The organism is Ruegeria sp. BI11, assembly GCF_056538005.1.
On record NZ_JBQFSM010000009.1, the window covers coordinates 112021 to 132622 of the forward strand.

General features: G+C 58.7%; 22 protein-coding genes. 10 read left to right on the top strand and 12 right to left on the bottom strand.

Annotated features, from left to right (window positions below):
* Positions 1-27: 27 nt before the first annotated feature.
* Entirely contained in the window at positions 28-1356 is a 1329-nt protein-coding gene (locus ACR0DT_RS18190) for an amidase (protein ID WP_480712106.1), read from the bottom strand.
* 54 nt (positions 1357-1410) lie between these two features.
* Here ACR0DT_RS18190 and ACR0DT_RS18195 point away from each other — a divergent pair, with 54 nt between their 5' ends.
* The gene (locus tag ACR0DT_RS18195; protein ID WP_480712107.1) at positions 1411-2673 is read left to right on the top strand and encodes an FAD-dependent monooxygenase; all 1263 of its coding nucleotides are present in this window, start codon (positions 1411-1413) and stop codon (positions 2671-2673) included.
* On the opposite strand, the gene ACR0DT_RS18200 is transcribed toward ACR0DT_RS18195, so the two are convergent.
* The 4 genes from ACR0DT_RS18200 to ACR0DT_RS18215 form a co-directional block, all read right to left on the bottom strand.
* Entirely contained in the window at positions 2670-2855 is a 186-nt protein-coding gene (locus ACR0DT_RS18200; RefSeq protein WP_480712108.1) for a Trm112 family protein, read from the bottom strand. The two genes, ACR0DT_RS18195 and ACR0DT_RS18200, sit on opposite strands and share 4 nt — an antisense overlap.
* The gene (locus tag ACR0DT_RS18205; protein ID WP_480712109.1) at positions 2852-3493 is read right to left on the bottom strand and encodes an LON peptidase substrate-binding domain-containing protein; all 642 of its coding nucleotides are present in this window, start codon (positions 3491-3493) and stop codon (positions 2852-2854) included. The genes ACR0DT_RS18200 and ACR0DT_RS18205 overlap by 4 nt, the downstream gene beginning before the upstream one ends.
* Before the next feature lie 27 nt (positions 3494-3520).
* The gene (locus tag ACR0DT_RS18210) at positions 3521-4438 is read right to left on the bottom strand and encodes a tetratricopeptide repeat protein (protein WP_480712110.1); all 918 of its coding nucleotides are present in this window, start codon (positions 4436-4438) and stop codon (positions 3521-3523) included.
* A gap of 76 nt (positions 4439-4514) precedes the next feature.
* Positions 4515-5303, bottom strand: coding sequence for an exodeoxyribonuclease III (locus tag ACR0DT_RS18215; protein ID WP_480712111.1), 789 nt, complete (start codon positions 5301-5303; stop codon positions 4515-4517).
* 217 nt (positions 5304-5520) lie between these two features.
* Here ACR0DT_RS18215 and ACR0DT_RS18220 point away from each other — a divergent pair, with 217 nt between their 5' ends.
* Positions 5521-5976 carry a hypothetical protein gene (locus ACR0DT_RS18220; RefSeq protein ID WP_480712112.1) on the top strand — a complete coding sequence of 152 codons (456 nt, stop codon included), beginning with the start codon at positions 5521-5523 and terminating at the stop codon, positions 5974-5976.
* A gap of 190 nt (positions 5977-6166) precedes the next feature.
* Here ACR0DT_RS18220 and ACR0DT_RS18225 read toward each other — a convergent pair whose 3' ends face one another.
* Positions 6167-6853 carry a response regulator transcription factor gene (locus tag ACR0DT_RS18225; RefSeq protein WP_058283107.1) on the bottom strand — a complete coding sequence of 229 codons (687 nt, stop codon included), beginning with the start codon at positions 6851-6853 and terminating at the stop codon, positions 6167-6169.
* Positions 6854-7014: 161 nt separating this feature from the next.
* On the opposite strand from ACR0DT_RS18225, the gene ribA reads away from it, so the two are divergent.
* On the top strand, positions 7015-8109 hold the full coding sequence (gene ribA / locus ACR0DT_RS18230; protein WP_480712113.1) for a GTP cyclohydrolase II: 1095 nt from the start codon (positions 7015-7017) through the stop codon (positions 8107-8109).
* Positions 8106-8606, top strand: a complete 501-nt coding sequence (locus ACR0DT_RS18235) for a L,D-transpeptidase family protein (RefSeq protein WP_480712114.1) — start codon at positions 8106-8108, stop codon at positions 8604-8606. Before ribA ends, ACR0DT_RS18235 begins: the two co-directional genes overlap by 4 nt.
* Here ACR0DT_RS18235 and ACR0DT_RS18240 read toward each other — a convergent pair.
* The gene (locus tag ACR0DT_RS18240) at positions 8590-9249 is read right to left on the bottom strand and encodes a YggS family pyridoxal phosphate-dependent enzyme (RefSeq protein WP_480712115.1); all 660 of its coding nucleotides are present in this window, start codon (positions 9247-9249) and stop codon (positions 8590-8592) included. The two genes, ACR0DT_RS18235 and ACR0DT_RS18240, sit on opposite strands and share 17 nt — an antisense overlap.
* Positions 9250-9351: 102 nt before the next feature.
* On the bottom strand, positions 9352-10413 hold the full coding sequence (locus tag ACR0DT_RS18245) for a porin (RefSeq protein ID WP_480712116.1): 1062 nt from the start codon (positions 10411-10413) through the stop codon (positions 9352-9354).
* Positions 10414-10696: 283 nt separating this feature from the next.
* Here ACR0DT_RS18245 and ACR0DT_RS18250 point away from each other — a divergent pair, with 283 nt between their 5' ends.
* The 4 genes from ACR0DT_RS18250 (at position 10697) to holA (ending at position 15292) form a co-directional block, all read left to right on the top strand.
* A complete protein-coding gene (locus ACR0DT_RS18250) occupies positions 10697-11182 on the top strand; it encodes a DUF3576 domain-containing protein (RefSeq protein ID WP_480712117.1) in 486 nt (161 codons plus the stop codon).
* A gap of 72 nt (positions 11183-11254) precedes the next feature.
* Positions 11255-13789 carry a leucine--tRNA ligase gene (gene leuS / locus ACR0DT_RS18255; RefSeq protein ID WP_480712118.1) on the top strand — a complete coding sequence of 845 codons (2535 nt, stop codon included), beginning with the start codon at positions 11255-11257 and terminating at the stop codon, positions 13787-13789.
* Positions 13776-14267 carry an LPS assembly lipoprotein LptE gene (gene lptE / locus ACR0DT_RS18260; protein WP_480712119.1) on the top strand — a complete coding sequence of 164 codons (492 nt, stop codon included), beginning with the start codon at positions 13776-13778 and terminating at the stop codon, positions 14265-14267. The genes leuS and lptE overlap by 14 nt, the downstream gene beginning before the upstream one ends.
* On the top strand, positions 14264-15292 hold the full coding sequence (gene holA, locus ACR0DT_RS18265; protein ID WP_480712120.1) for a DNA polymerase III subunit delta: 1029 nt from the start codon (positions 14264-14266) through the stop codon (positions 15290-15292). Before lptE ends, holA begins: the two co-directional genes overlap by 4 nt.
* Here the strand turns inward: holA and ACR0DT_RS18270 are convergent.
* Entirely contained in the window at positions 15289-16470 is a 1182-nt protein-coding gene (locus tag ACR0DT_RS18270) for a TIGR03862 family flavoprotein (protein WP_480712121.1), read from the bottom strand. The genes holA and ACR0DT_RS18270 overlap by 4 nt on opposite strands.
* A gap of 48 nt (positions 16471-16518) precedes the next feature.
* Here ACR0DT_RS18270 and ACR0DT_RS18275 point away from each other — a divergent pair, with 48 nt between their 5' ends.
* Complete coding sequence (locus tag ACR0DT_RS18275) at positions 16519-16815, top strand: HNH endonuclease (protein ID WP_480712122.1); 297 nt, start codon at positions 16519-16521, stop codon at positions 16813-16815.
* Here ACR0DT_RS18275 and ACR0DT_RS18280 read toward each other — a convergent pair whose 3' ends face one another.
* From ACR0DT_RS18280 to ACR0DT_RS18290, 3 genes are read right to left on the bottom strand one after another with little or no spacing between them, the layout of a single operon-like run.
* Positions 16816-17553: a VOC family protein gene (locus ACR0DT_RS18280; RefSeq protein ID WP_480712123.1), complete on the bottom strand. Its 738-nt coding sequence runs from the start codon at positions 17551-17553 to the stop codon at positions 16816-16818. It abuts the gene before it with no gap.
* A complete protein-coding gene (locus ACR0DT_RS18285; protein WP_480712124.1) occupies positions 17550-18158 on the bottom strand; it encodes an enoyl-CoA hydratase/isomerase family protein in 609 nt (202 codons plus the stop codon). The genes ACR0DT_RS18280 and ACR0DT_RS18285 overlap by 4 nt, the downstream gene beginning before the upstream one ends.
* Entirely contained in the window at positions 18155-18898 is a 744-nt protein-coding gene (locus tag ACR0DT_RS18290) for an SDR family oxidoreductase (RefSeq protein WP_480712125.1), read from the bottom strand. The genes ACR0DT_RS18285 and ACR0DT_RS18290 overlap by 4 nt, the downstream gene beginning before the upstream one ends.
* A 139-nt stretch (positions 18899-19037) precedes the next feature.
* Here ACR0DT_RS18290 and ACR0DT_RS18295 point away from each other — a divergent pair, with 139 nt between their 5' ends.
* Positions 19038-20561: a DUF2125 domain-containing protein gene (locus tag ACR0DT_RS18295; RefSeq protein ID WP_480712126.1), complete on the top strand. Its 1524-nt coding sequence runs from the start codon at positions 19038-19040 to the stop codon at positions 20559-20561.
* Positions 20562-20602: the final 41 nt, after the last annotated feature.

The window sequence follows — 20602 nt, forward strand, 5'->3', positions numbered from 1 at the left end:
AGGTGCCGAATCAGGGGATTGTGGCATTCAGGCCAACGCAGCCTCGACCGCTGATCCAAGCCGCAAAAGCACCTCTTCCGAGCCTGGATAGCCCATCATCATCAGCCCGCAACCGGGGGTGCCTGTGGGCAGGGTCAGAGCCGCCAGGCCCATCAGGTTTCCGATCCGTGTATTGCGCAGCGCCAGCAGGTTTTCAGTCACGTAATATTCGTGATCATTCATCAACCGGTCCAGATTCGGTGGTAGAATTGGGGCTGTTGGGGCCAGAACGGCGTCAAAGCCAGACGTGGCCGCATCCCAAGCAGCACGGCAGGCTTTCAACTTGGACCACGCAGCGATGTAATCGGGCCCCGAGTTATCCTTACCTGCGCGGAACCGCGCCAGAATCTCAGGGTACATGGCGTCTGGGTTGGCCTCGATCACGTCGCGCCACAAACCGTAGGCTTCGGTTGTGTAGAGAAGACCGGATAGCCCCATCGCTTCGTTCAGTTCGAGAACTTCCAGCGGCACGATTTCCGCGCCAGCATCGCGCAACCGGTCGACAGCGTCCTCAAAAGCTCTGCCTGGCGCTTCGCGCAGGTCATCCTTGGCGACGTTTTGCAGATCCGCAAAGCGGCGACCTTTCAGACTGGCCCCTCGTAGGTCCGCCGGGGTGCCGCCCTCCAACAGCGCCAGCATATGCCCAGCATCCTCAACGGATCGGGTCAGCGGACCGGCGGTATCGAAGCGCAGACACAAAGGCACCACCCCTTCCAGGCTGATCCGCCCTGCGGTGGTTTTCAGACCGACCAGGTTGTTCCAAGCCGCCGGAATACGAACCGATCCGCCAGTATCCGAACCCATCCCGCCAGCCGCCAATCCCCAGGCCACCGAGGCCCCGGCACCAGACGAAGATCCGCCCGGCACGGCCTCTTCATCATCAACGCAGGGCGGCGTACCGGTAATCGGGTTCAAGCCGAGGCCGGAAAAGGCCAGCTCGCTCATATGGGTTTTGCCCAGACAGACCGCCCCCAAGGCGGTGGCATTGCGCACCACAACCGCGTCACTTTCCGGCACCCGGCCCTTAAGCAGGGCTGAGCCGGACTCGGTTCCGATACCGGCAGTGTCGAACAGGTCTTTCCAACTGATCGGGACACCATCCAAAAGCGACAGGCGCTGTCCCAGCTTGGCGCGGGCTTGCGCCGCTGCGGCCTCAGACCGGGCGCGATCATGGGTGACACGGGCATAAATCCGGTCGCTGTGGGGATGTTCGTCGATGGCAGACAGATAGGTTTCGGTCAATTCCACCGGGTCGATCCGCCCCATTCCGATGCCTCGACCCAGATCACACGCTGTCATGGTCAGCCAATCCTGCATCCCTGCCCCCTTGAAAAATTTACGCTTTGACGGACGGTAGCGACAGGACCGCACATGGACAATCCCGAATGGGCGCGCATATTGCGGGGCATGGAACAAACCTCGGATATCCTGATCGTTGGCGGCGGCCTGAATGGCCCGGCTTTGGCTTTGGCACTAGCGCAAACCGGCCATTCGGTTACCGTGATCGACGCACTGGCTAATAAAGTGCGCAAGAATGCTGCTTTTGACGGTCGTGCCTATGCGCTGGCGCTGGCCTCGCAACGGTTGCTGGATGCGATCGGGGTCTGGGATCGGGTGGCCGATCACGCCCAGCCCATGCTGGAAATCAAAGTCACCGATGGCCATGTAGGCGCTGGACCCTCCCCGTTCTTCATGCATTTCGACCATGCCGAGATCGAAGAAGGCCCGATGGGCTACATGGTCGAGGATCGCCACCTGCGCCGCGCCTTTCTGGAGGCAATGGCCGAAGAAACTGCCATCACTGAAATTAGCGGCCGGACCGTTGTCGCTCAGGATTGCGGCGCAACTGGCGTGACGCTGACCCTGAACGACGGCAGCGCCCTGTCCGGCTCAATATTAGTCGGCTGTGATGGCCGCCGCAGCGGGACCGCTGCGCGGTCAGGCATCAAGCGCTCTGGCTGGGATTACGGCCAGACCGCGCTTGTCTGCGCTATCGAGCATGATTTGCCGCACCACGGCGTTGCCCATCAGTTCTTTATGCCACCCGGCCCGCTGGCCATTCTGCCCCTGACCGGCAACCGCAGCTCCATCGTCTGGAGCGAGCGGACAGAGACGGCGCAGCACATCAACGCCCTGCCCGAAGACGAATACCTGCAGGTTCTGCGCCCCCGTTTTGGTGATTTTCTGGGCGAAATCCGCCTGCAAGGCGACCGGTTCACCTATCCGCTGAATCTGACCATCGCCAATTCCTTCATTGGCGACCGCATGGCCCTGGTCGGAGACGCCGCCCACGGCATGCACCCAATCGCCGGGCAAGGCCTGAACGCGGGTCTGCGCGATGTGGGTGCCCTGGCCGAAGTGCTGACGCTGGCTGGACGGCGCGGCGAGGATATCGGCTCCGTTCTGGTTCTGGAACGCTATCAGGAGTGGCGGCGGTTCGACACGGCGGCGCTGGCCATGGCGACCGATGTATTCAACAAGCTGTTTTCCAACGACAATCCGCTGCTGCGGATCGGGCGCGATATCGGGATGGGGATCGTCGGCTCGCTTCCCGGCCTGCGTCGCGGCTTTGTACGCGAAGCCGCCGGGCTGACCGGAGACCTGCCGAAACTGCTGCAAGGTCGCGCGATCTAGTCCAGTTCGCGCGCCTCATCGACCAACATCACCGGAATCCCATTACGGATCGGAAAGGCCAAATTGGCCGCCTTGGACACCAATTCCTGCTTTTCGGCATCGTAGTGCAAGGTCGAATGCGTCTGCGGACAGATCAACGCCTCCAGCATATGCCGGTCAAAAGGGTGTTGGGGCTCGGTCATTGCAGTTTTTCCTCATTCGTTCCGCCGCGCATGGCGAATTCTATCAGTGTCACCAGCGTCTCGCGCCGGGTGCGCAAGCAGGGGGCCTCAAGCAAAGCCTGTTTTTCTTCGGGGTCGAAATCCAACAACATCGACAGTGAATTCACCAACAACTCATCATCAGCATCTTTCAAGGTTTCCCAATCGGTCGACAACTGGCGCGAGGTGAAAAACCGCTCCAGCAACCCCATAAATGAGGCGCGATTAAAGCTGTCATCTATCTCGGCCCGGCCGAGATCGCGATCAAACCCGCCCCACGACACAGAGCAGCGCCGATACGGAGTAAAGGCGTCCAGCTCAGACTGGACGCGAAACCGGGAAATACCCGTCAGGGTGATCAGATAACGACCATCTTCGGTTTCCGAAAACTGCGTCACCCGTCCGGCGCAACCGATTTGGTGCAGCTTGTCTTCGTTGCTCTGACACGGGTTCGGTTGGACCATGCCAATCAACCGCTCCTGCGTTTTCAGGGCGTCGTCCAGCATCTGCAAATAGCGCGGCTCGAATATATGCAGCGGCAGGCGCGAGCGGGGCAACAACAGCGCCCCAGGCAATGGAAAAACGGATACCGTTTCCGGCAGGTCAGCGGGATGCATCATGTATCCGAGTGTAGCTCTGATCCCGAATTAGGCAAATATCATCGAGCTGAGCTTGCGCCGTCCATTCAGAACAATCGGATCATTGGGCTTGAGCGCGTCGAAGATGGTGAACAGCTGCGCCTTGGCGGCACCGTCATTCCATTCGCGATCGCGACGGAACAGTTCAAGCAGCTGTGCAACCGCCTCTTCCACTTCGCCATTGGCATGCAGCGCCTGTGCCAAATCGAAGCGCGCCTGATGATTGTCGGCGTCGGCGTCTACCGCAGCTTTCAGTTCTCCCACCGGACCTGCATCGGCAGCCTGTTTCGCCAATTCCAGCTGGGCATGAGCGGCCTCAACCTCAGCCGAGGTGGAAATCTCGGCAGGTGCGCCGTTCAGGATGGCTTCGGCCTGTTCCAGATCGCCTGATGCGATGTGCGCACGAACCAGCCCGCCATAAGCCGCGGCATGGTTCGGATCTTCACCCAGAATCGCAGCAAAGGTCTGGGCCGCGTCGACAGCGGCACCATCGGCCAGCATCTCTTCGGCCGCTTCAACCGCATCGTCCAGTTGGCCACCGGGGCTTTCGCCGCCTGCTGCTTCGATTACGCGGTCGATAAAGGCCTTGATCTCGGACCCAGGCAGCGCGCCCTGAAACCCATCCACGGGCTGACCTTTATAAAAGGCATAAACCGTCGGAACCGACTGAACGCGCATTTGCGAGGCAATCATCTGCGCCTCATCCACGTTGATCTTGACCATCTTCACCGCGCCTTTTGCGGCGGTCACGGCCTCTTCCAACAGGGGTATGAGGGTCTTGCAAGGGCCACACCAGGGTGCCCAGAAATCTACGATGATGGGCGTTTCCTGAGAAGCCTCGACCACATCGGCCATAAAGGTCGCCTCGGACCCGTCCTTGATCAGATCGGTGGCCTCGGGGCTGGCTGCGGCGTTCAGAAGATCCATGGTTTTCACTCTCCGGTTCGAACTTGCGCCCTATATGCAACCGCTGGCAGCGGAAACCAAGGGCAGAGTTACACAATCACAGGTCGAATGTCGCAAAAACCGGCGCATGGTCGCTGGGCTTCTCCCACCCGCGCGCATCGCGCAGGACGCGGCTGGAATGACCCGCGTTCGAGATATCGGGGGTCGCCCAGACGTGATCCAGCCGCCGGCCCTTGTCCGCCGCATCCCAATCGCGCGCTCGGTAAGACCACCAGCTATACAACTGCCCCTCGGGGATATCCTGCCGAGTGACATCGACCCAACCGCCAGCATCCTGGGTTTCAGCCAGCGCCTCAACCTCGATCGGGGTGTGCGAAACGACCTTGAGCAGTTGCTTGTGCGACCAGACGTCATCCTCACGCGGGGCGATGTTCAGATCTCCGACCAAAATGGATTTTTCCGGCTTTTCTGCATGGAACCAGTCGCGCATGTCCGAGAGGTAATCGAGCTTTTGCCCAAACTTCTCATTCTTCTCTCGATCCGGAATATCGCCACCGGCGGGGACATAGAAATTGTGGATCGTCACCCCGTTTTCCAACCGCCCGGCGATGTGACGGGCGTGGCCGAGGCCCGCGAAATCCTTGTCGCCGACCTCTTCCATCGGCAGACGAGACAGGATGGCGACGCCGTTATAGCCCTTTTGCCCTCGTGCGATCATGTGAGTGTAGCCCAGTTCGGCGAACCCTTCGGTCGGAATCTTTTCGACCGGCGACTTGCATTCCTGCAGACACAGGACATCGGGGGCTTCTTCCTGCAGCAATTTCAACACGATAGGCTCACGCAGGCGGACCGAGTTGATGTTCCAGGTGGCAAGGGTAAAGGGCATGGGGGATTCCTCTGTCGCGGTTGAGCGGAGGTTAGCGTGGCGTTTCATCCGGTGCCATGAGAAAAAGAGTTTGAGCCAGTTTTCGGTTTAGAGCAGACGCTATCTACCCTTCATGGCCCTTTATAAAGCGCAGATTAAATCCAATTTATGTTATGTTTACAACATAGAAATCGGATCATCGGTTCCCAACATTTGTGACTAGAAAACGGAGGAGACGATGACCAGATTTAAGACACTTGGCGCCGCAGCGCTGGCCAGCACCCTTGCCTTTGCAACCCATGCAGTCGCGGAAAACACCCCCGACCTGCGCGGAGTATGGAGCGGCACTCACACCGTTGCGGCCCTGCCCAACGAACACAGCGACGGAGCCCCACGCTTCAACCAATCCGAGTGGGTTCTTGAGATCAAGGAACAACAAGACAATGCGTTCTGGGGAACCAGCAAGTGGAGCCGTACCGACTCGGACCGGTGGAACGAAGCCCAGGTTACCGGAACGATCAGCCAAGATGGCTCTGGCTCAATCGCTATGGTCGAAACCCGGGTTGGGGAAGACCGGCAGGTTAACGGCTTGATCGATGCAACCTTTGAAGATGGCAAGATTTATGCTGACTTCCGCAGCTTGCGCAGTGGCATAACGTACGGCACCGTTTTGGAGAACGACGGCACCAGCTAGATTGTGATTGGAAAGCAATTCCAGCTATCGGATTTGCATCTCAGACCTTGCCTATTTGCAAAAAAAGCCGGGCCATCAGGCCCGGCAGTCCAACAGGGAGGTGCATGTCAAAACCCGGACATGCGCGGGTTGCAATCAAACTAATTGCACATCCAGAGTATCACTTTGATCCACGTCAATCCACAACGAGTTAGGAGACCAAGCGATATCCACCCGATTCTGTGACCAAAAGGCGCGCATTCGACGGATCGGGCTCGATTTTCTGACGCAGACGATAAATGTGGGTTTCCAGCGTATGGGTAGTAACACCGGCGTTATAGCCCCAGACCTCGTGCAGCAGCACGTCGCGGGCAACCACTCCATCGGTCGAACGGTACAAGAACTTGAGAATATTGGTTTCTTTCTCGGTCAGCCTGATTTTGCGATCCTCTTCGGTGATCAGCATCTTCATCGCAGGCTTGAACGTATACGGCCCCAAAACGAACACCGCGTCCTCGGATTGTTCGTGCTGGCGCAGCTGAGCACGGATACGGGCCAGCAACACCGGGAATTTGAATGGTTTCGAGACATAATCGTTCGCACCGGCATCCAGGCCCAGAATTGTATCTGCGTCGCTGTCATGGCCGGTCAGCATCAGAATCGGGCTTTTGACACCTTGCTTGCGCATCAGGCGGCACAGCTCGCGCCCGTCAGTATCCGGCAGGCCAACATCCAGAATGACCAGATCGTAAATCGCTTCGCGCGCCCGCTCCATCGCGGACTGACCGTCATGGGCTTCGAACACGTCGAAATCCTCGGTCATCACGAGTTGTTCGCTAAGCGCCTCGCGCAGGTCTTCATCGTCATCCACCAGCAGGATTTTCTTGAGCTGAGCCATGTCCGGTCCTCCTAAGCCTTTTCCACCACTTGCGTGCGGAAGATGCAATCAACAAGGTTTGCTGCAATCGTCTCACGCCCTCGTGTCCGAAGCAGAGGAAATGTTTCACATTTCCCTCCTATCAGGCTACAGGAAGGCCGGAACGTTACAGGGTAACACGGATGAGTCTGATCCCGGATATTTCAGAATTGCTGGCACGGGCCCGCGCCGATCTGCGCATGGGGGTTCCCGTTGCGCTGACCGACGACAGCGGATTCAGCGTGCTGGCCATCGCGGCAGAAACGCTGGGCGCCCAGCGGCTTGCGGATTTACGCGGGCTTGGGGGGGAGCTGGTGGTTGCCGTCACCGTACGGCGGGCGGAAACGCTAAAGGCACGGGCCTATGACGGCGATCTGGCACGGGTAATTATCCCAGCCGATGCGGATATCACCTGGGTTCAGGCAGTGGCCGATCCTTCAGATGATTTGAACGCGCCTATGAAAGGCCCCCTGATGACTGAACGTCAGGGCAACGCCAACCTTCACCGCATCGCCATCGCCTTGACCAAATCGGCGCGGTTGCTGCCTGCCGCCGTCGTCATGCCTATCGAGGACGGGCGCAGTTTTGCTGCAACACATGGCCTGACATGCATCGACCACACCCGCGCCGCGCCACATCTGGCCGATCGCAGCGAACTGCATGCCGTCGTAGCCGCCCGCCTGCCGATGGAAGTGTCCGAGGCCGGTCGGTTGCACGTATTCCGCCCGGAAGATGGCGGTGAAGAGCATTATGCCGTCGAGATCGGCCGCCCGGATCGAGATAAGCCGGTTCTGGCCCGGTTGCATTCGGCCTGTTTCACCGGAGACCTGATGGGCAGTCTGAAATGCGACTGTGGTCCGCAATTGCGGGGCGCGCTGGCGCAAATGGGCTCGGAAGGGGCTGGGGTGCTGCTGTATCTCAATCAGGAAGGACGAGGCATTGGCCTTGCCAACAAAATGCGCGCTTACTTCCTGCAGGATCAGGGGTTCGATACGGTTGAAGCCAATCACCGGCTGGGATTTGAAGATGATGAGAGGGATTTCCGGCTGGGTTCGGACATTCTGAAATCTCTGGGATTCAACTCGGTCCGGCTGCTAACGAACAACCCGGCAAAGATCGCGATGATGGAGAAAACCGGTATCGCCGTGACCGAGCGTGTGCCACTGAAGGTTGGTGAAACCGCCCATAACCGAGGGTATCTTGCGACCAAGGCGGCCAAATCCGGGCATTTGCTGTGACACCGAGTGATTTGGTTCTGACCCCGCGCGGAGTTCGGTTTGCCGGGCGTGTCTTTCCCTGCTCAATCGGCAAAGGCGGGTTGAGTACCGCAAAACGCGAAGGGGATGGGGCCACTCCCACTGGCGTGCACCACATTGTCGGAATGCTTTACCGGCCAGACCGCATTGCCAAACCGACCTCATGGGCAATTCCCATCGGCCCGCGCGATTTGTGGTCAGATGACGGGCGGGACGGCCAGTACAACAATCTGGTCAACGCGCCTTATGCCTTTAGTCACGAAAAGCTGCGCCGAGCTGATCCTCTGTATGACCTTGTGTTGATCACCGATTGGAACTGGCCCAATGCTGTTCCGGGTCACGGATCAGCAATATTTGCTCACCAATGGCGCCGTCCAGGATATCCAACCGAGGGCTGTGTTGCCTTCCGACGGGACCACTTGCACTGGATTGCAGGCCAGATTTCGCCGGGTACGCGGCTGATTATTCCTGCGGCTTGACCCGTTCGCCAAAGATGGCCGAGCCCACACGCACATGGGTCGCCCCCAGCGCGATGGCTTGCTCGAAATCGCCACTCATGCCCATCGACAGGCCGGTCAGACCATTACGCTCGGCTATTTTGGCCAGCAAGGCAAAATGCAACGAGGGTTCTTCATCAACCGGCGGGATGCACATCAAACCCTGGATTGGCAGGTCCAGCCCACGGCATTCCGCTATGAAGGCGTCAGCATCGGCGGGCAGGATACCGGCCTTTTGATCCTCGTCCCCGGTATTGACCTGAATGAACAGATCCGGACAGGTGCCAACCTCTTGCGCCAACCGTGCCAGTGTTTTGGCCAGTTTGGGTCGGTCGACCGAATGGATAGAGTTGACCAGCTCAATCGCCTGACGGGCTTTGTTGGTCTGCAGTGGACCGATCAAGTGCAGATCAATATCAGCGAACTGCTCCATAAAGCCCGGCCATTTACCTGCGGCCTCCTGAACCCTGTTTTCGCCAAAACAGCGATGACCCCGTTCCAGAACAGCCTGCACGCGTTCATTCGGCTGCACCTTTGAAACGGCGATCAATTTGACAGACCCGGCAGGCCGTCCGGCGGCAGTTTCAGCTTTGGTAATACGGGCCGTGATATCTTGCAGCGACATAAGGTTCCTCAATCTGCTTTCAGCGCAGGAAAACACCATGTCGGCCAAAAAGAAAAGGGCAGGCCCGAAGACCTGCCCTTAAACTTTACGGTTCAGATCAACTTAGAAGTTGAAGTATGCACCGAAGTCAGCTTGGGTCTGCGAGTCGCAGGTGTCGCAATCGTTGACACCAATACCACCGCGCAGCGATGCACCGCCGCCCAGGTCGTAGATTGCACCAATTGCGACCTGCTGAGTGTCAGCAGAGGCGTTACCGTCACCATAGGTGAACAGCAGGGTGGTTGCAGCGCCTAGGTTGTAGGCGGCCGACAGACCCCAAGCGGTACCATCAGTTGAAGAAACTTCGGTGGCATCGTCTGCAACAAACAGAGTACCGTTGAAGTCGCCCCATTCACCGCCCAGAGTCAGAACGGTCAGGCTCGGATCGCTGCCACCGGAACCGGCGTCAGTTTGACCATAAGCAACAGCTGCGGTGATGTTGTTGAAGGTGTAGGATGCGCTGACGTCCCAACGGTCACCATCCTGGAAGGAAATCACACCGCCGGTGCTGGTCGCTACGCGCGCCTGGTCATACGATGCGCCGAAGGCGAAGTCGCCAACTGCGTACTGGAAGAACACAGCGTTCGAGCCCGGGTTGTCACCCGAAACGTAGCTCAGGAAGCTATAGTCAACGCCCGAGTACTGACCTGCGAACAGTTCCAGACCAACTTCGTTACCGTAGTAGTTCGGCAGGTTGTCGAACGAACCGGCAACGTTGCCGGCGTCAACACGCAGACCACCGTAGATAACCGAGAAACGCGCGCCGTTCAGCCGAGCGTTGTTGGCTTCGCCGTTAGAGTTTTCGTCAGCTTGCAGACGAACACGGGCTTCAAAGCGAACACCACCGTCGGTTTCGGTGAAACCGTCAATGTTCAGACGGAAACGCGAGACCAGGATGGTGTCGTCCGGGTCAGGGTCGGTCACGTTTGCAGTGGCAGTCACGGTAACGATTGCACCGCTTGCGGTAGTCACCGTGGTCGTAGCCGTAACCGGACGGCTGGCGGAGCGATCTTCCAGATAGCCAATACCAAAACGGCCATAACCGCTGAGGTTAATGCCAGAATCGGCCGCTGCAACACCTGCGGTTGCGATCAGAGCGGTCGATGCGAAGAGAACTTTTTTCATCTTGTTTCCCTCGGTTTCAAAAGTTTTTCTACTCGACACATGCCTCAGCACATGTCTCAGCACGGGAACCGTTTCGCTCTTTTTGCCCCCAACACGCAAGCTTGGCATAAATGACTCGGCTGCATTGGACCGAAATTGGTGCAAGGATGCCACAGTCTGTTTTCGGGTCCTAACCGGCCCCACGGCCACTGATATGTGACAATAATAGGGTTGTTGCGGAACGGGACCTTGTCTAGGAGTAACAACAGACAACGTTGACCAAAGTAAACAGGACCCGTCGATAATGCGCCTGCAGACGATTTTCGGTTTGATCATAATGACTGCTGCCGTCTCGGCGTGTGGCGAGAATCGGGGCGCCACGCCAAATCCGAATTCACTGGCGACCGGCGGCGACTCTGACGAACAAGAGCTTAACGATCCGAATCGCTCGACGATCTGGGATGTGTTCAACAGGGGCAATGCGGAACAAGTCACAAATGTGAATCGGTATCTGTGGACAGCGTCTCTGGATGTATTGAATTTCCTGCCCGTTCAGGAAGTTGATCCGTTTACCGGTGTTATCGTAACCGGATACGGCACACCTCCGGGCGGGGGCCGACAGTATCGCGCGACAGTTCACATCAGCGATCCGGCGCTGGCGGCGCGGTCCCTTTCGGTCGCGCTGCAGACCAGCGGTGGTGCCCCTGTCAGTGCAGCGACAACCCGCGCAGTCGAGGATGCGATCCTGTCCCGCGCCCGTCAGTTGCGCATTGCGGACAACAAGTTCTAGCAACTCGTCGAAAATCACACTAATACCACGCCGGGTTCCTACCCGGCGTTTTCATTCACGAAGGACCGCACGATGTCTCGCTACTCGGCCAACGAAATCGAAGCAAAATGGCAAGAGGCCTGGGACAAGGCCGGAATCTTCACCGCCGACCACAAGGCGGATAAGCCGAAATACTATGTGCTTGAGATGTTCCCGTATCCGTCTGGCCGAATCCATATGGGGCATGTGCGCAACTATACGATGGGCGACGTGATCGCGCGGCACAAACTGGCCACCGGTCACAACGTATTGCACCCGATGGGCTGGGATGCGTTCGGGATGCCCGCCGAAAATGCCGCGATGGCCATTGGGGGCCACCCCAAGGATTGGACTTATGGCAACATCGCCGACATGCGCGGTCAGATGAAGCCTCTGGGCCTGTCGATCGACTGGTCGCGTGAGTTCGCTACCTGTGATCCTGAATATTACGGCCAGCAGCAGGCGTTGTTCCTGGATATGCTCGAGGCCGGGCTGGTTTACCGCAAGAATGCCGTGGTGAACTGGGACCCAGTCGACATGACCGTTCTGGCCAATGAACAGGTCGAAAACGGTCGCGGTTGGCGCTCGGGCGCGTTAGTTGAGCGCCGCGAGCTGACCCAGTGGTTCTTCAAGATCTCGGATTATTCCGAAGAACTGCTGGACGCGCTAGATACGCTAGACAACTGGCCCGCCAAGGTCCGCCTGATGCAGGAAAACTGGATCGGCAAGTCTCGCGGTCTGCAATTCGGGTTCGAACGCACCGATGGTGGAGAGCCAATCACAGTATATACGACCCGGCCCGACACGCTGCTGGGCGCGTCTTTTGTCGGCATTTCCCCGGATCACCCGATTGCCAAACAGCTTGAGACCGAAAACCCCCAAGTCGCCAAATTCGTGGCCGAATGCCGCAAGGGCGGCACCACCGAAGAGGCTATCGAGACGGCCGAAAAGCTGGGTTATGACACCGGCATCCGCGTCAAACACCCGCTGGACCCGAATTGGGAACTGCCGGTCTGGATCGCAAACTTCATCCTGATGGACTATGGCACCGGCGCGATCTTTGCCTGCCCCGCGCACGACCAACGCGATCTCGATTTCTGCCGCAAATACGGCCTGCCCGTGGTCGACACGTTCTTTGCGCTGGATGATGACACTCCGGTCGACAAGATCGCGTTCGTCCCGCCGAAAACCGAGAAGGTCCGCTGGATTAACCATTTCGCAGGTCTGACCGAAGCCACAGGCGACGAAGCGATCAATACCACCGTTGATTTCGCTGAAAAGGCTGGATGGGGCGAAGGCGTCACCAAATACCGCCTGCGCGATTGGGGCCTTTCTCGCCAGCGCTATTGGGGCTGCCCAATTCCTGTGGTGCATTGCGAATCTTGCGGTGTGGTGCCCGAGAAGAAAGAAAACCTACCCGTCCGCCTGCCCGACGATGTGACTTTTGACAAACCCGGCAACCCACTGGACCGTCACCCGACCTGGCGCGATTGCGAATGCCCGTCCTGCGGAGCCCCGGCCAAGCGCGAAACTGATACAATGGACACGTTCGTCGATTCGTCGTGGTATTTCGCACGTTTCACCGCCCCACGCGCCGAAACACCCACCGATTTGGCCGAGGCCGAATACTGGATGAATGTCGATCAGTATATCGGCGGTATCGAGCATGCGATTCTTCACCTGCTCTATTCGCGTTTCTTTGCCCGGGCGATGAACATCACCGGCCACTTGCCAAAGAAAGCCATCGAACCTTTCGATGCACTGTTCACCCAAGGCATGGTGACGCATGAAATCTACCAGACCCGCGACACAAACGGTCGTCCGGTCTATCACCTGCCCGAGGACGTAACCGACGGCAAACTGGCCGACGGCACCGAGGTCGAGATCATCCCCTCGGCCAAAATGTCCAAATCCAAGAAAAACGTGGTCGACCCGGTCAGCATCATCTCGGCTTTCGGCGCTGATACCGCACGCTGGTTTGTGCTGTCCGATTCGCCACCCGAGCGTGATGTGGAATGGACCGCATCGGGCGCGGAGGCCGCGTTTAAGCACCTCAGCCGCGTGCATCGGATCGCTACGGACATCGCCGAGTCCGACATCCCGGCCAACGCCGAAGACGAAACCCTGCTGCGTGAGATGCACAAAGCCATCCATGATGTTACCGGCGGCGTCGATTCCTTTGGTTTCAACGCCTCGATCGCCAAGCTTTATGCCTTTACCAACACGCTGGCCAAATCCAAGGCAGGCACGGCCGCCAAACGCGAAGCTGCCAAAACGCTGGCGCAGTTGATGTCACCCATGACGCCACACCTGTCCGAAGAGCTGTGGCAACTTCTGGGCGGCGAAGGATTGGTTGCCACCGCCGCCTGGCCCGTCGCGGATCAGGCGATGCTGGTCGACGACACGGTTACTTTGCCGATCCAAATCAACGGCAAGCGCCGCGCGGAAATCAGCGTGGCCAAGGATATGGCGAAGGACGAGGTTGAAAAAATCGCGCTCAGCACCGAAGCTGTGCAAAAGGCGCTGGATGGCAATGCGCCGAAGAAGGTTATCGTTGTCCCGGGCCGGATCGTAAATGTCGTTGTTTGATCGCAGAACTCTGTTGATGATGCCGCTGGCGCTGGCTGCCTGCGGCTTTGAACCAGTCTACGCACCGGGTGGTTCAGGCGCAGCTCTTGACGGCAAGGTCGCTGTATCTGCCCCAAATACGGTCAACAGTTACATGCTGGTGCAGAATCTGGAGCAGCGGTTAGGTCGCAGCGCTACTTCGGGCAACGAGTACAATCTGAATGTGAGCGTCTCGACTACTTTCCGGCGGTCCGCGATCACCTCGACAAACGAAACCAACCGCTATTCCATAGAAGGCAGATCGAACTACTCGCTGAGGTCAAACGAGACTGGCCAGGTCGTTGCGTCTGGCAGGGTCGAGAATTTCGTCAGCTATTCAGCGGCTGGATCGACGGTGTCCACACTGGCGGACGAACGCGACGCCCGCGAAAGGTTGATGGTAATTCTGTCAGATCAGATCGTAAACGAACTTTACGCCACGCCGGGCCTTGGTTCATGAAGCTCAGCCCACGCGAGGCTGAGGGGTATTTCACCCGCCCCGACACTGAAAAGGCCGGGCTTTTGATCTACGGCGCGGATGCGATGCGCGTGGCGCTAAAACGACAGCAGGTTCTGGCAGCGCTGCTGGGGGCTAATGCAGAAGAAGAAATGCGCCTGACCCGCATTCCGGGTTCGGATTTGCGCGGCGATCCCGCCCTATTGCTGGATGCGGTCAAATCTGTAGGGTTCTTCCCCGGACCTCGCGCCGTTTTTGTCGAAGACACCACCGACACCGCAGCCCCCGCAATAATCGCCGCATTCGAAGACTGGGCCCCTGGTGATGCCCAGATCATCGTCACCGCCGGGCAGTTAAAACCCAGCTCGAAAATCCGCAAAGCGTTCGAGGCGCACCCCGCTGCCTATGCGGTCGGCATTTATGACGATCCGCCCTCGCGTGCCGAGATTGAACGAATTCTGACCCAGGCCGGGTTGCAGAACATCCCTCGCGATTCGATGTCAGCCCTTGCCGAGCTGGCCACTGGGATCAGTCCCGGAGATTTCACGCAAACCATTGAAAAACTGTCGCTCTATAAACGCGGTGACAGCTCCGAACTGACCATTGAGGATATCGAGGCCTGCGCACCCCGCTCGACCGAGGCCGCCTTGGACGATGTTCTGAACGTGGTCGCCGAAGGCCGCGCCGGAGAAATCGGGCCGCTGATCCGGCGGCTGCAATCGCAAGGCACCAATGCGGTCAGCCTGTGCATCGGCGCGACCCGGCATTTTCGGACTCTGTATGCCTGCGCTTCGCACCCCGGCGGGGCCGCGCAGGGAATCGGCAAGCTGCGGCCACCGGTTTACGGCAAACGCCGCGACCGGATTTTACGACAGGCCCAAGGATGGGGAGCACCGAAGTTGCAAACAGCTTTAACGGTGCTGACTGATACCGACCTTTCACTGCGCTCGGCAGGACAGACCGCACCCGCCATGGCACTGGTTGAACGAGCGATGATCCGGCTGGCGATGCTGGCCCGATCCCGCTAACCGGAGCGCAACCAATCCGCGGCAGAACGACCGGCCCATTTCCCTGTGGCCATACACGCGGTCAGCAGGTACCCCCCGGTCGGGGCCTCCCAATCCAACATCTCTCCAGCACAAAACACTCCGGGCATCGCGTTCAGCATCAACCCTTGGTTCAACGCAGATCGCTTTACACCGCCTGCCGTGGAAATGGCTTCATCCATCGGGCGTAGGCCAGCGTGCCGGATTGGCAGGCCCTTGATCGCGCCGGGCCACTGCGCCTGTGGCAAAGCGTTGCTTTTAACCATCTCATGAAACAGCGCGACTTTCTGCGCTGGCAGGCGAAGGGACTTTTTCAGCCATTGCGACAGCGTGGTCTTGGGTTTCTTCGCAGCCAACCGCGATTGCAGCTTCGCGTGGTCCAGATCGGGCACCAGATCCACATAAAGAGGTTCTCCGGCACGTAAGGCAGGGGTCAGCGAGTACAGCCCGCCACCCTCAAGCCCGGTCGCTGATATCGTGGCTTCTCCGCGACTATCTATGTCTCCGGCCATCCAGCGCACCGATTTCAACGCCGCACCGAAATACGAAGCCATATGAAGGCTCCAGTCAACGGATATGGCAGAATTCGCCGGAGCAAAGGACGCAAGCGCGACACCTTTTTGCTGCAAAGTATCTGCCCATTGGCCATCTGAGCCCAGTCGCGCCCAACTGGCCCCACCCAACGCCAGCACGGTCACATCTGGTATCACGCTCTGCCGACCATCAAACGTATCGAAAAGCAGCGCGTCGCCGTTCCACCCCAACCAACGCCAGCGGGTTCTGATCTGAACGCCCGCACCTTCAAGCCGCCCCAGCCAGGCGCGTAACAGCGGCGAGGCTTTCATCACCGTCGGAAACACCCGCCCGGTCGACCCAGTAAACAGCTCTTGCCCTAATTCCCGCGCCCAGTCCTGCACCCCGGCGGCGTCAAATTCCGCAATCATCGGACGCAGCCAGTCCGCCGCCTCGCCATAGGATTGCAGCAAGGTTTCGAACGGTTCATCTTTGGTCAGGTTCAAACCCGACTTGCCCGCCATCAGAAATTTACGCGCGACCGAGGGTTTGGCCTCGGCCACTAACACTTCATGGCCCGCTGCGGCCAGTTCCTCTGCCGCCATAAGGCCTGCGGGTCCGGCCCCGATCACCACTGCCTGCGCCATCTCTGTCCCCTTGCCTTTCACGCCATCCAGCGCAAGTTTGTATCTGCCATGTCAGCCAGCGATCCGATTTGCCCGCTCTGTGACCGCCCCATTCCGGATGGGGGCGGCAGCCTGCACCATCTGATCCCAAAACTCAAAGGGGGCAAGGGCGGACCCACGGTTTTGCTGCATGTGATCTGTCACAAAGAGATTCACGCCACCCTGACCGAGGGCGAATTGGCGCGCACGTTCAATACGGTCGAGGCTCTGCGCGCCCACCCGCGTTTGGAGAAGTTCCTGATCTGGGTGCGCAAACGCCCGCCGGAATTTCGGTCGAAAGTTCCGGGCAAGCGGCGTAGGCGTTGATCAGTCCGGCCGCACCGGGTCACCAAAGGCATCCCGCAGAGACGTCGACAGCCCCTGAACCTCTAACCCCCGATAATCCGGGGCCGGCGCAAACTGCGCGCCTTGAAGGTGCTGGAATTCCAGCGTGGTATAGGGGCGTTTCCACAGCCATTCACGGTTTTCAACGGACCAAAGATCCGGATTGGGCGGTTGATCACCGGTGAAGGCATAGAAATGCAGGTCGAACCCGTATTGGGCGACATCCTGCACTGACAGCAGTCGCATGCCCTGCGCACGGCAGAACGCATCCTCGGCGGCTATGTCCCCTGTGCGTAAGGTGATCTGACCGATGCAGGCATTGGCGAAAGGCGCGGCAGGATCAGCTGCATTTTCTGGACGGTTGCCCTGAAAATCATGTTGCAGCAGCTCAATCACAAACCCTTCCGGGTCTTTCAGGTGGCACATATAACCGATGTCGAGGAACTGTTTCGGATCCGAGACGTCGCCCCCTTTCGCGCGCAAGTGCGACACAGCCAGATCAACATCCGGCACGGTGATGCCGATCTTCCAATATCGTTGGCCACCATCATGGGTGTATCCGCCCCCACCCGGCATCAGCAGAAGGTCCGCATCCTGCCCACCATAGCCAACGCGGCAGTTCGACCCTTGCGCGCGCGCCGTCATGCCCAGAGCATCCGTATAAAACCCGCTTAACCGCTCAGGGTCTGCAACGCGTAACAGCACGGCGGATAATCTCATCGGCACATCCTTGCGATTCCAGCGGCAATTTGAGGATCGGCGTCTAGGCTGTCCGCCACCAGTTCATGCGCCGTTGGCATCAGTTGATCGGAGTCGACAACACGGTCGACCAAACCGAATCCATACGCTTCCTCTGCCGTGATCTTTTGCCCGGCCATCAAAATCATCTTGGTGCGCGAGGGTCCGATCAGGGCGGCCATGCGCACTGGATCCGAGGGCTGCGGCAAAAACCCCAGCTTCATCACCGGATAAAAGAACTTGGCGTGCGGCACCGCAATACGGATATCACAGGCCAGCACCATCCCGTTGGCGCCCCCTGCCAGTGTTCCGTTCAAAGCAGCCACTGTCAGACACGGCAATGCCGCAATGGCACCCGACAACTTCTCCCACAGGTCCGAGGTCGCCAGACCTGCGCGGACCTCATCCAGATCGGCCCCGGCGCTGAACACTTTGCCTGCACTGGTTAGGATCAGGGCCCGCGCCTCGGTAGCGGCCTCGGCGATTTCACAAAGTTCGCTCAGCATTGCTCCGGTCAGCGCGTTGGCCTTTTGTGGGTTGTTGAGAGTGACTGTCCACAACCCATCCGCCTTGGTAAGTTCGATCAAATCAGCCCCACCCTTTGGCGAATATCTTCGCGCCGCAGTGAAATCTCAGTGCCCATAAACTCATCCGCATCCGGCGAGCACATCCACAACAACGCCCGCGCGGGCCAGTCGGCGGGGATGTGATCATCCCAATCCAGCTGGCTGACGGCATTGATGCCGCTTGCCTTGATTACCCTCTGCATGTCCGTGGCCACTGTGCCCGGCGACAGATTCATGGCGCGGATGCCGTGGATCGACTCCTCAAGATGCAGACATTCGGTCAGCATCTTCGCCCCAGCCTTTGAGGCGCAGTAATGGCTCCACGCCTCAATCGGGTTTGTTGCCGCTCCCGAAGAGACGGTGATCACCGTGCCCCCGCCCGCCGCGCGCATGATGGGCAACACGGCGCGCATTCCGTAGAAGACGCCTTTGAGGTTTATGTCGATTGCCTGGCTCCATGAGGCGACATCGGCATTGGATAAGTGAAAGATCGGATCAATAACGCCCGCGTTGCCAATCAGAACATCCAACCCACCAAAGCGGTCGACGCAATCCGCGACGGCTTGTTCGACCTGCGCGAAATCGCTGACATCGCATTGCAGCGAGATGGCGTTGTCGCCCAGCGCGGCGGCCAGCGCATCAATCTGATCACGGTTGCGTGCCACCAGCACGACATTTGCCCCGGCTGCGGCAAATACGCGCCCCGCCTCGGCCCCGATGCCACGACTGGCCCCTGTTATCAGTACGGTTTTGCCCTGCATATGGACCCTGTACCTCCGTTGTTTTTAGATTGTGTGAATCTTTACCGCGCCAATGGGGAAAGGGTCCAGCCCTTGCCCCTTGACGCCCGGGGCCTCAGGCACGACGATGCCGCCAAATTTGATCAAGAAGGGTTCTCAAATGTCCGCTTTCCTCCGCCGCAGCAGTGGCGCAGTTCTGGCCTATGCCGTAGTCACCCAGGGCGCGTTCGCCGATGTCACCGCTCAGCAGGTCTGGGACGACTGGCAGGCCTATTTGTCCCAGATGGGCTATACGGTTACGGCAGAGCAATCCATCTCGGGCGGCGTGACCACGATCACCGATATGAACGTCGCCGCCACCGTGCCGGACACCGACGGGTCGTTCAAGATGACCCTTCCGCAGATGACTCTGACCGAAAATGGCGATGGCACCGTCAGCATCGGTTTGCCCGAAAGCTTTCCCATGACCCTGTCCGGCGAGGAACAGGGTGAGGCGTTCTCGGTCGATATCGAGTATTATCACACCGGGCTCGAGATGGTCGTTTCGGGCCAGTCAGACGATATGACCTATGACTATACCGCGCCTACGCTTGGCCTGAAACTGGGCGGCGTGCAGGTCGAGGGCGAAGACCTGCCCGACGACATTCTGGGTATGGATTTCAAACTGACTGACCTGACTGGCAGCTCGCGGATGAAGATTGGCGAAACCCGCACTGTGGATCAGAAAATGACTGCCGCCGGGCTTACATACGATCTGGTATTCACCGACCCCGAAAGTCCGGACAAGGGTAGTGTCGACGGGTCAATGGACCAACTGACATTTGAGGGCACCAGCGTGATCCCGGCGGAATTTGATGGTACCGATCCGCAGACTTTCTTCGAGGGCGGCTTCTCGTTCTCTGGCCTGTTCACCTATGCTTCGGGCAAAGCCGCAATTGAAGGGACCAGTGAAGGGCAGCCGTTTTCGATGGGCACCGAATCCGAGGGTGGCCGGTTCGGTGCCAGCCTGGACGATCAACGCCTGGCCTATGATATCGAACAGAACAGCGCGAAACTGGCCGTGACCACGGCAGACCTGCCGTTCCCGATCGAAATCGCGATGGCCAAGACAGGGCTGGGATTCGAGTTCCCCGTACAGCAATCCGAAGAAGAGCAGCCCTTTGGGTTTTCGATCAACGTGACGGATTTCACTATGTCGGACGTGTTGTGGAGCATCTTCGACCCGGCAGGTGCTCTGCCGCGCGACCCCGCAACTATTGCTTTGGATACCACGGGAACCGCAAAAATCCTGACGAATTTCTTCGATCCGGCATCTATCGAAGCTCTGGAAACATCTGGTGAAGCCCCAGGTGAGCTGAACTCCTTGAAAATAAACGAATTACTGGTGTCGATGGTCGGAGCAAAACTGACGGGTGACGCAGATTTCACCTTCGACAATTCGAACACCGAAGAGTTCGATGGACTGCCGGCGCCTGCGGGCGTGGCAAACCTTCAGCTGGCAGGCGCCAACGCATTGATCGACACGCTGATCACAATGGGCGTGATCGGGGAAAGCGACGCGATGGGTGCACGCATGATGATGGGCCTGATGGCCGTTCCGGGCGACGAACCGGACACTCTAAACTCGAAAATCGAGTTTACCGAAGACGGCCAGATTCTTGCCAACGGTCAGCGCATCAAATGATACTGGCCAGGCGAAGCTCAACCTAACCAGAGCTTCGCCCG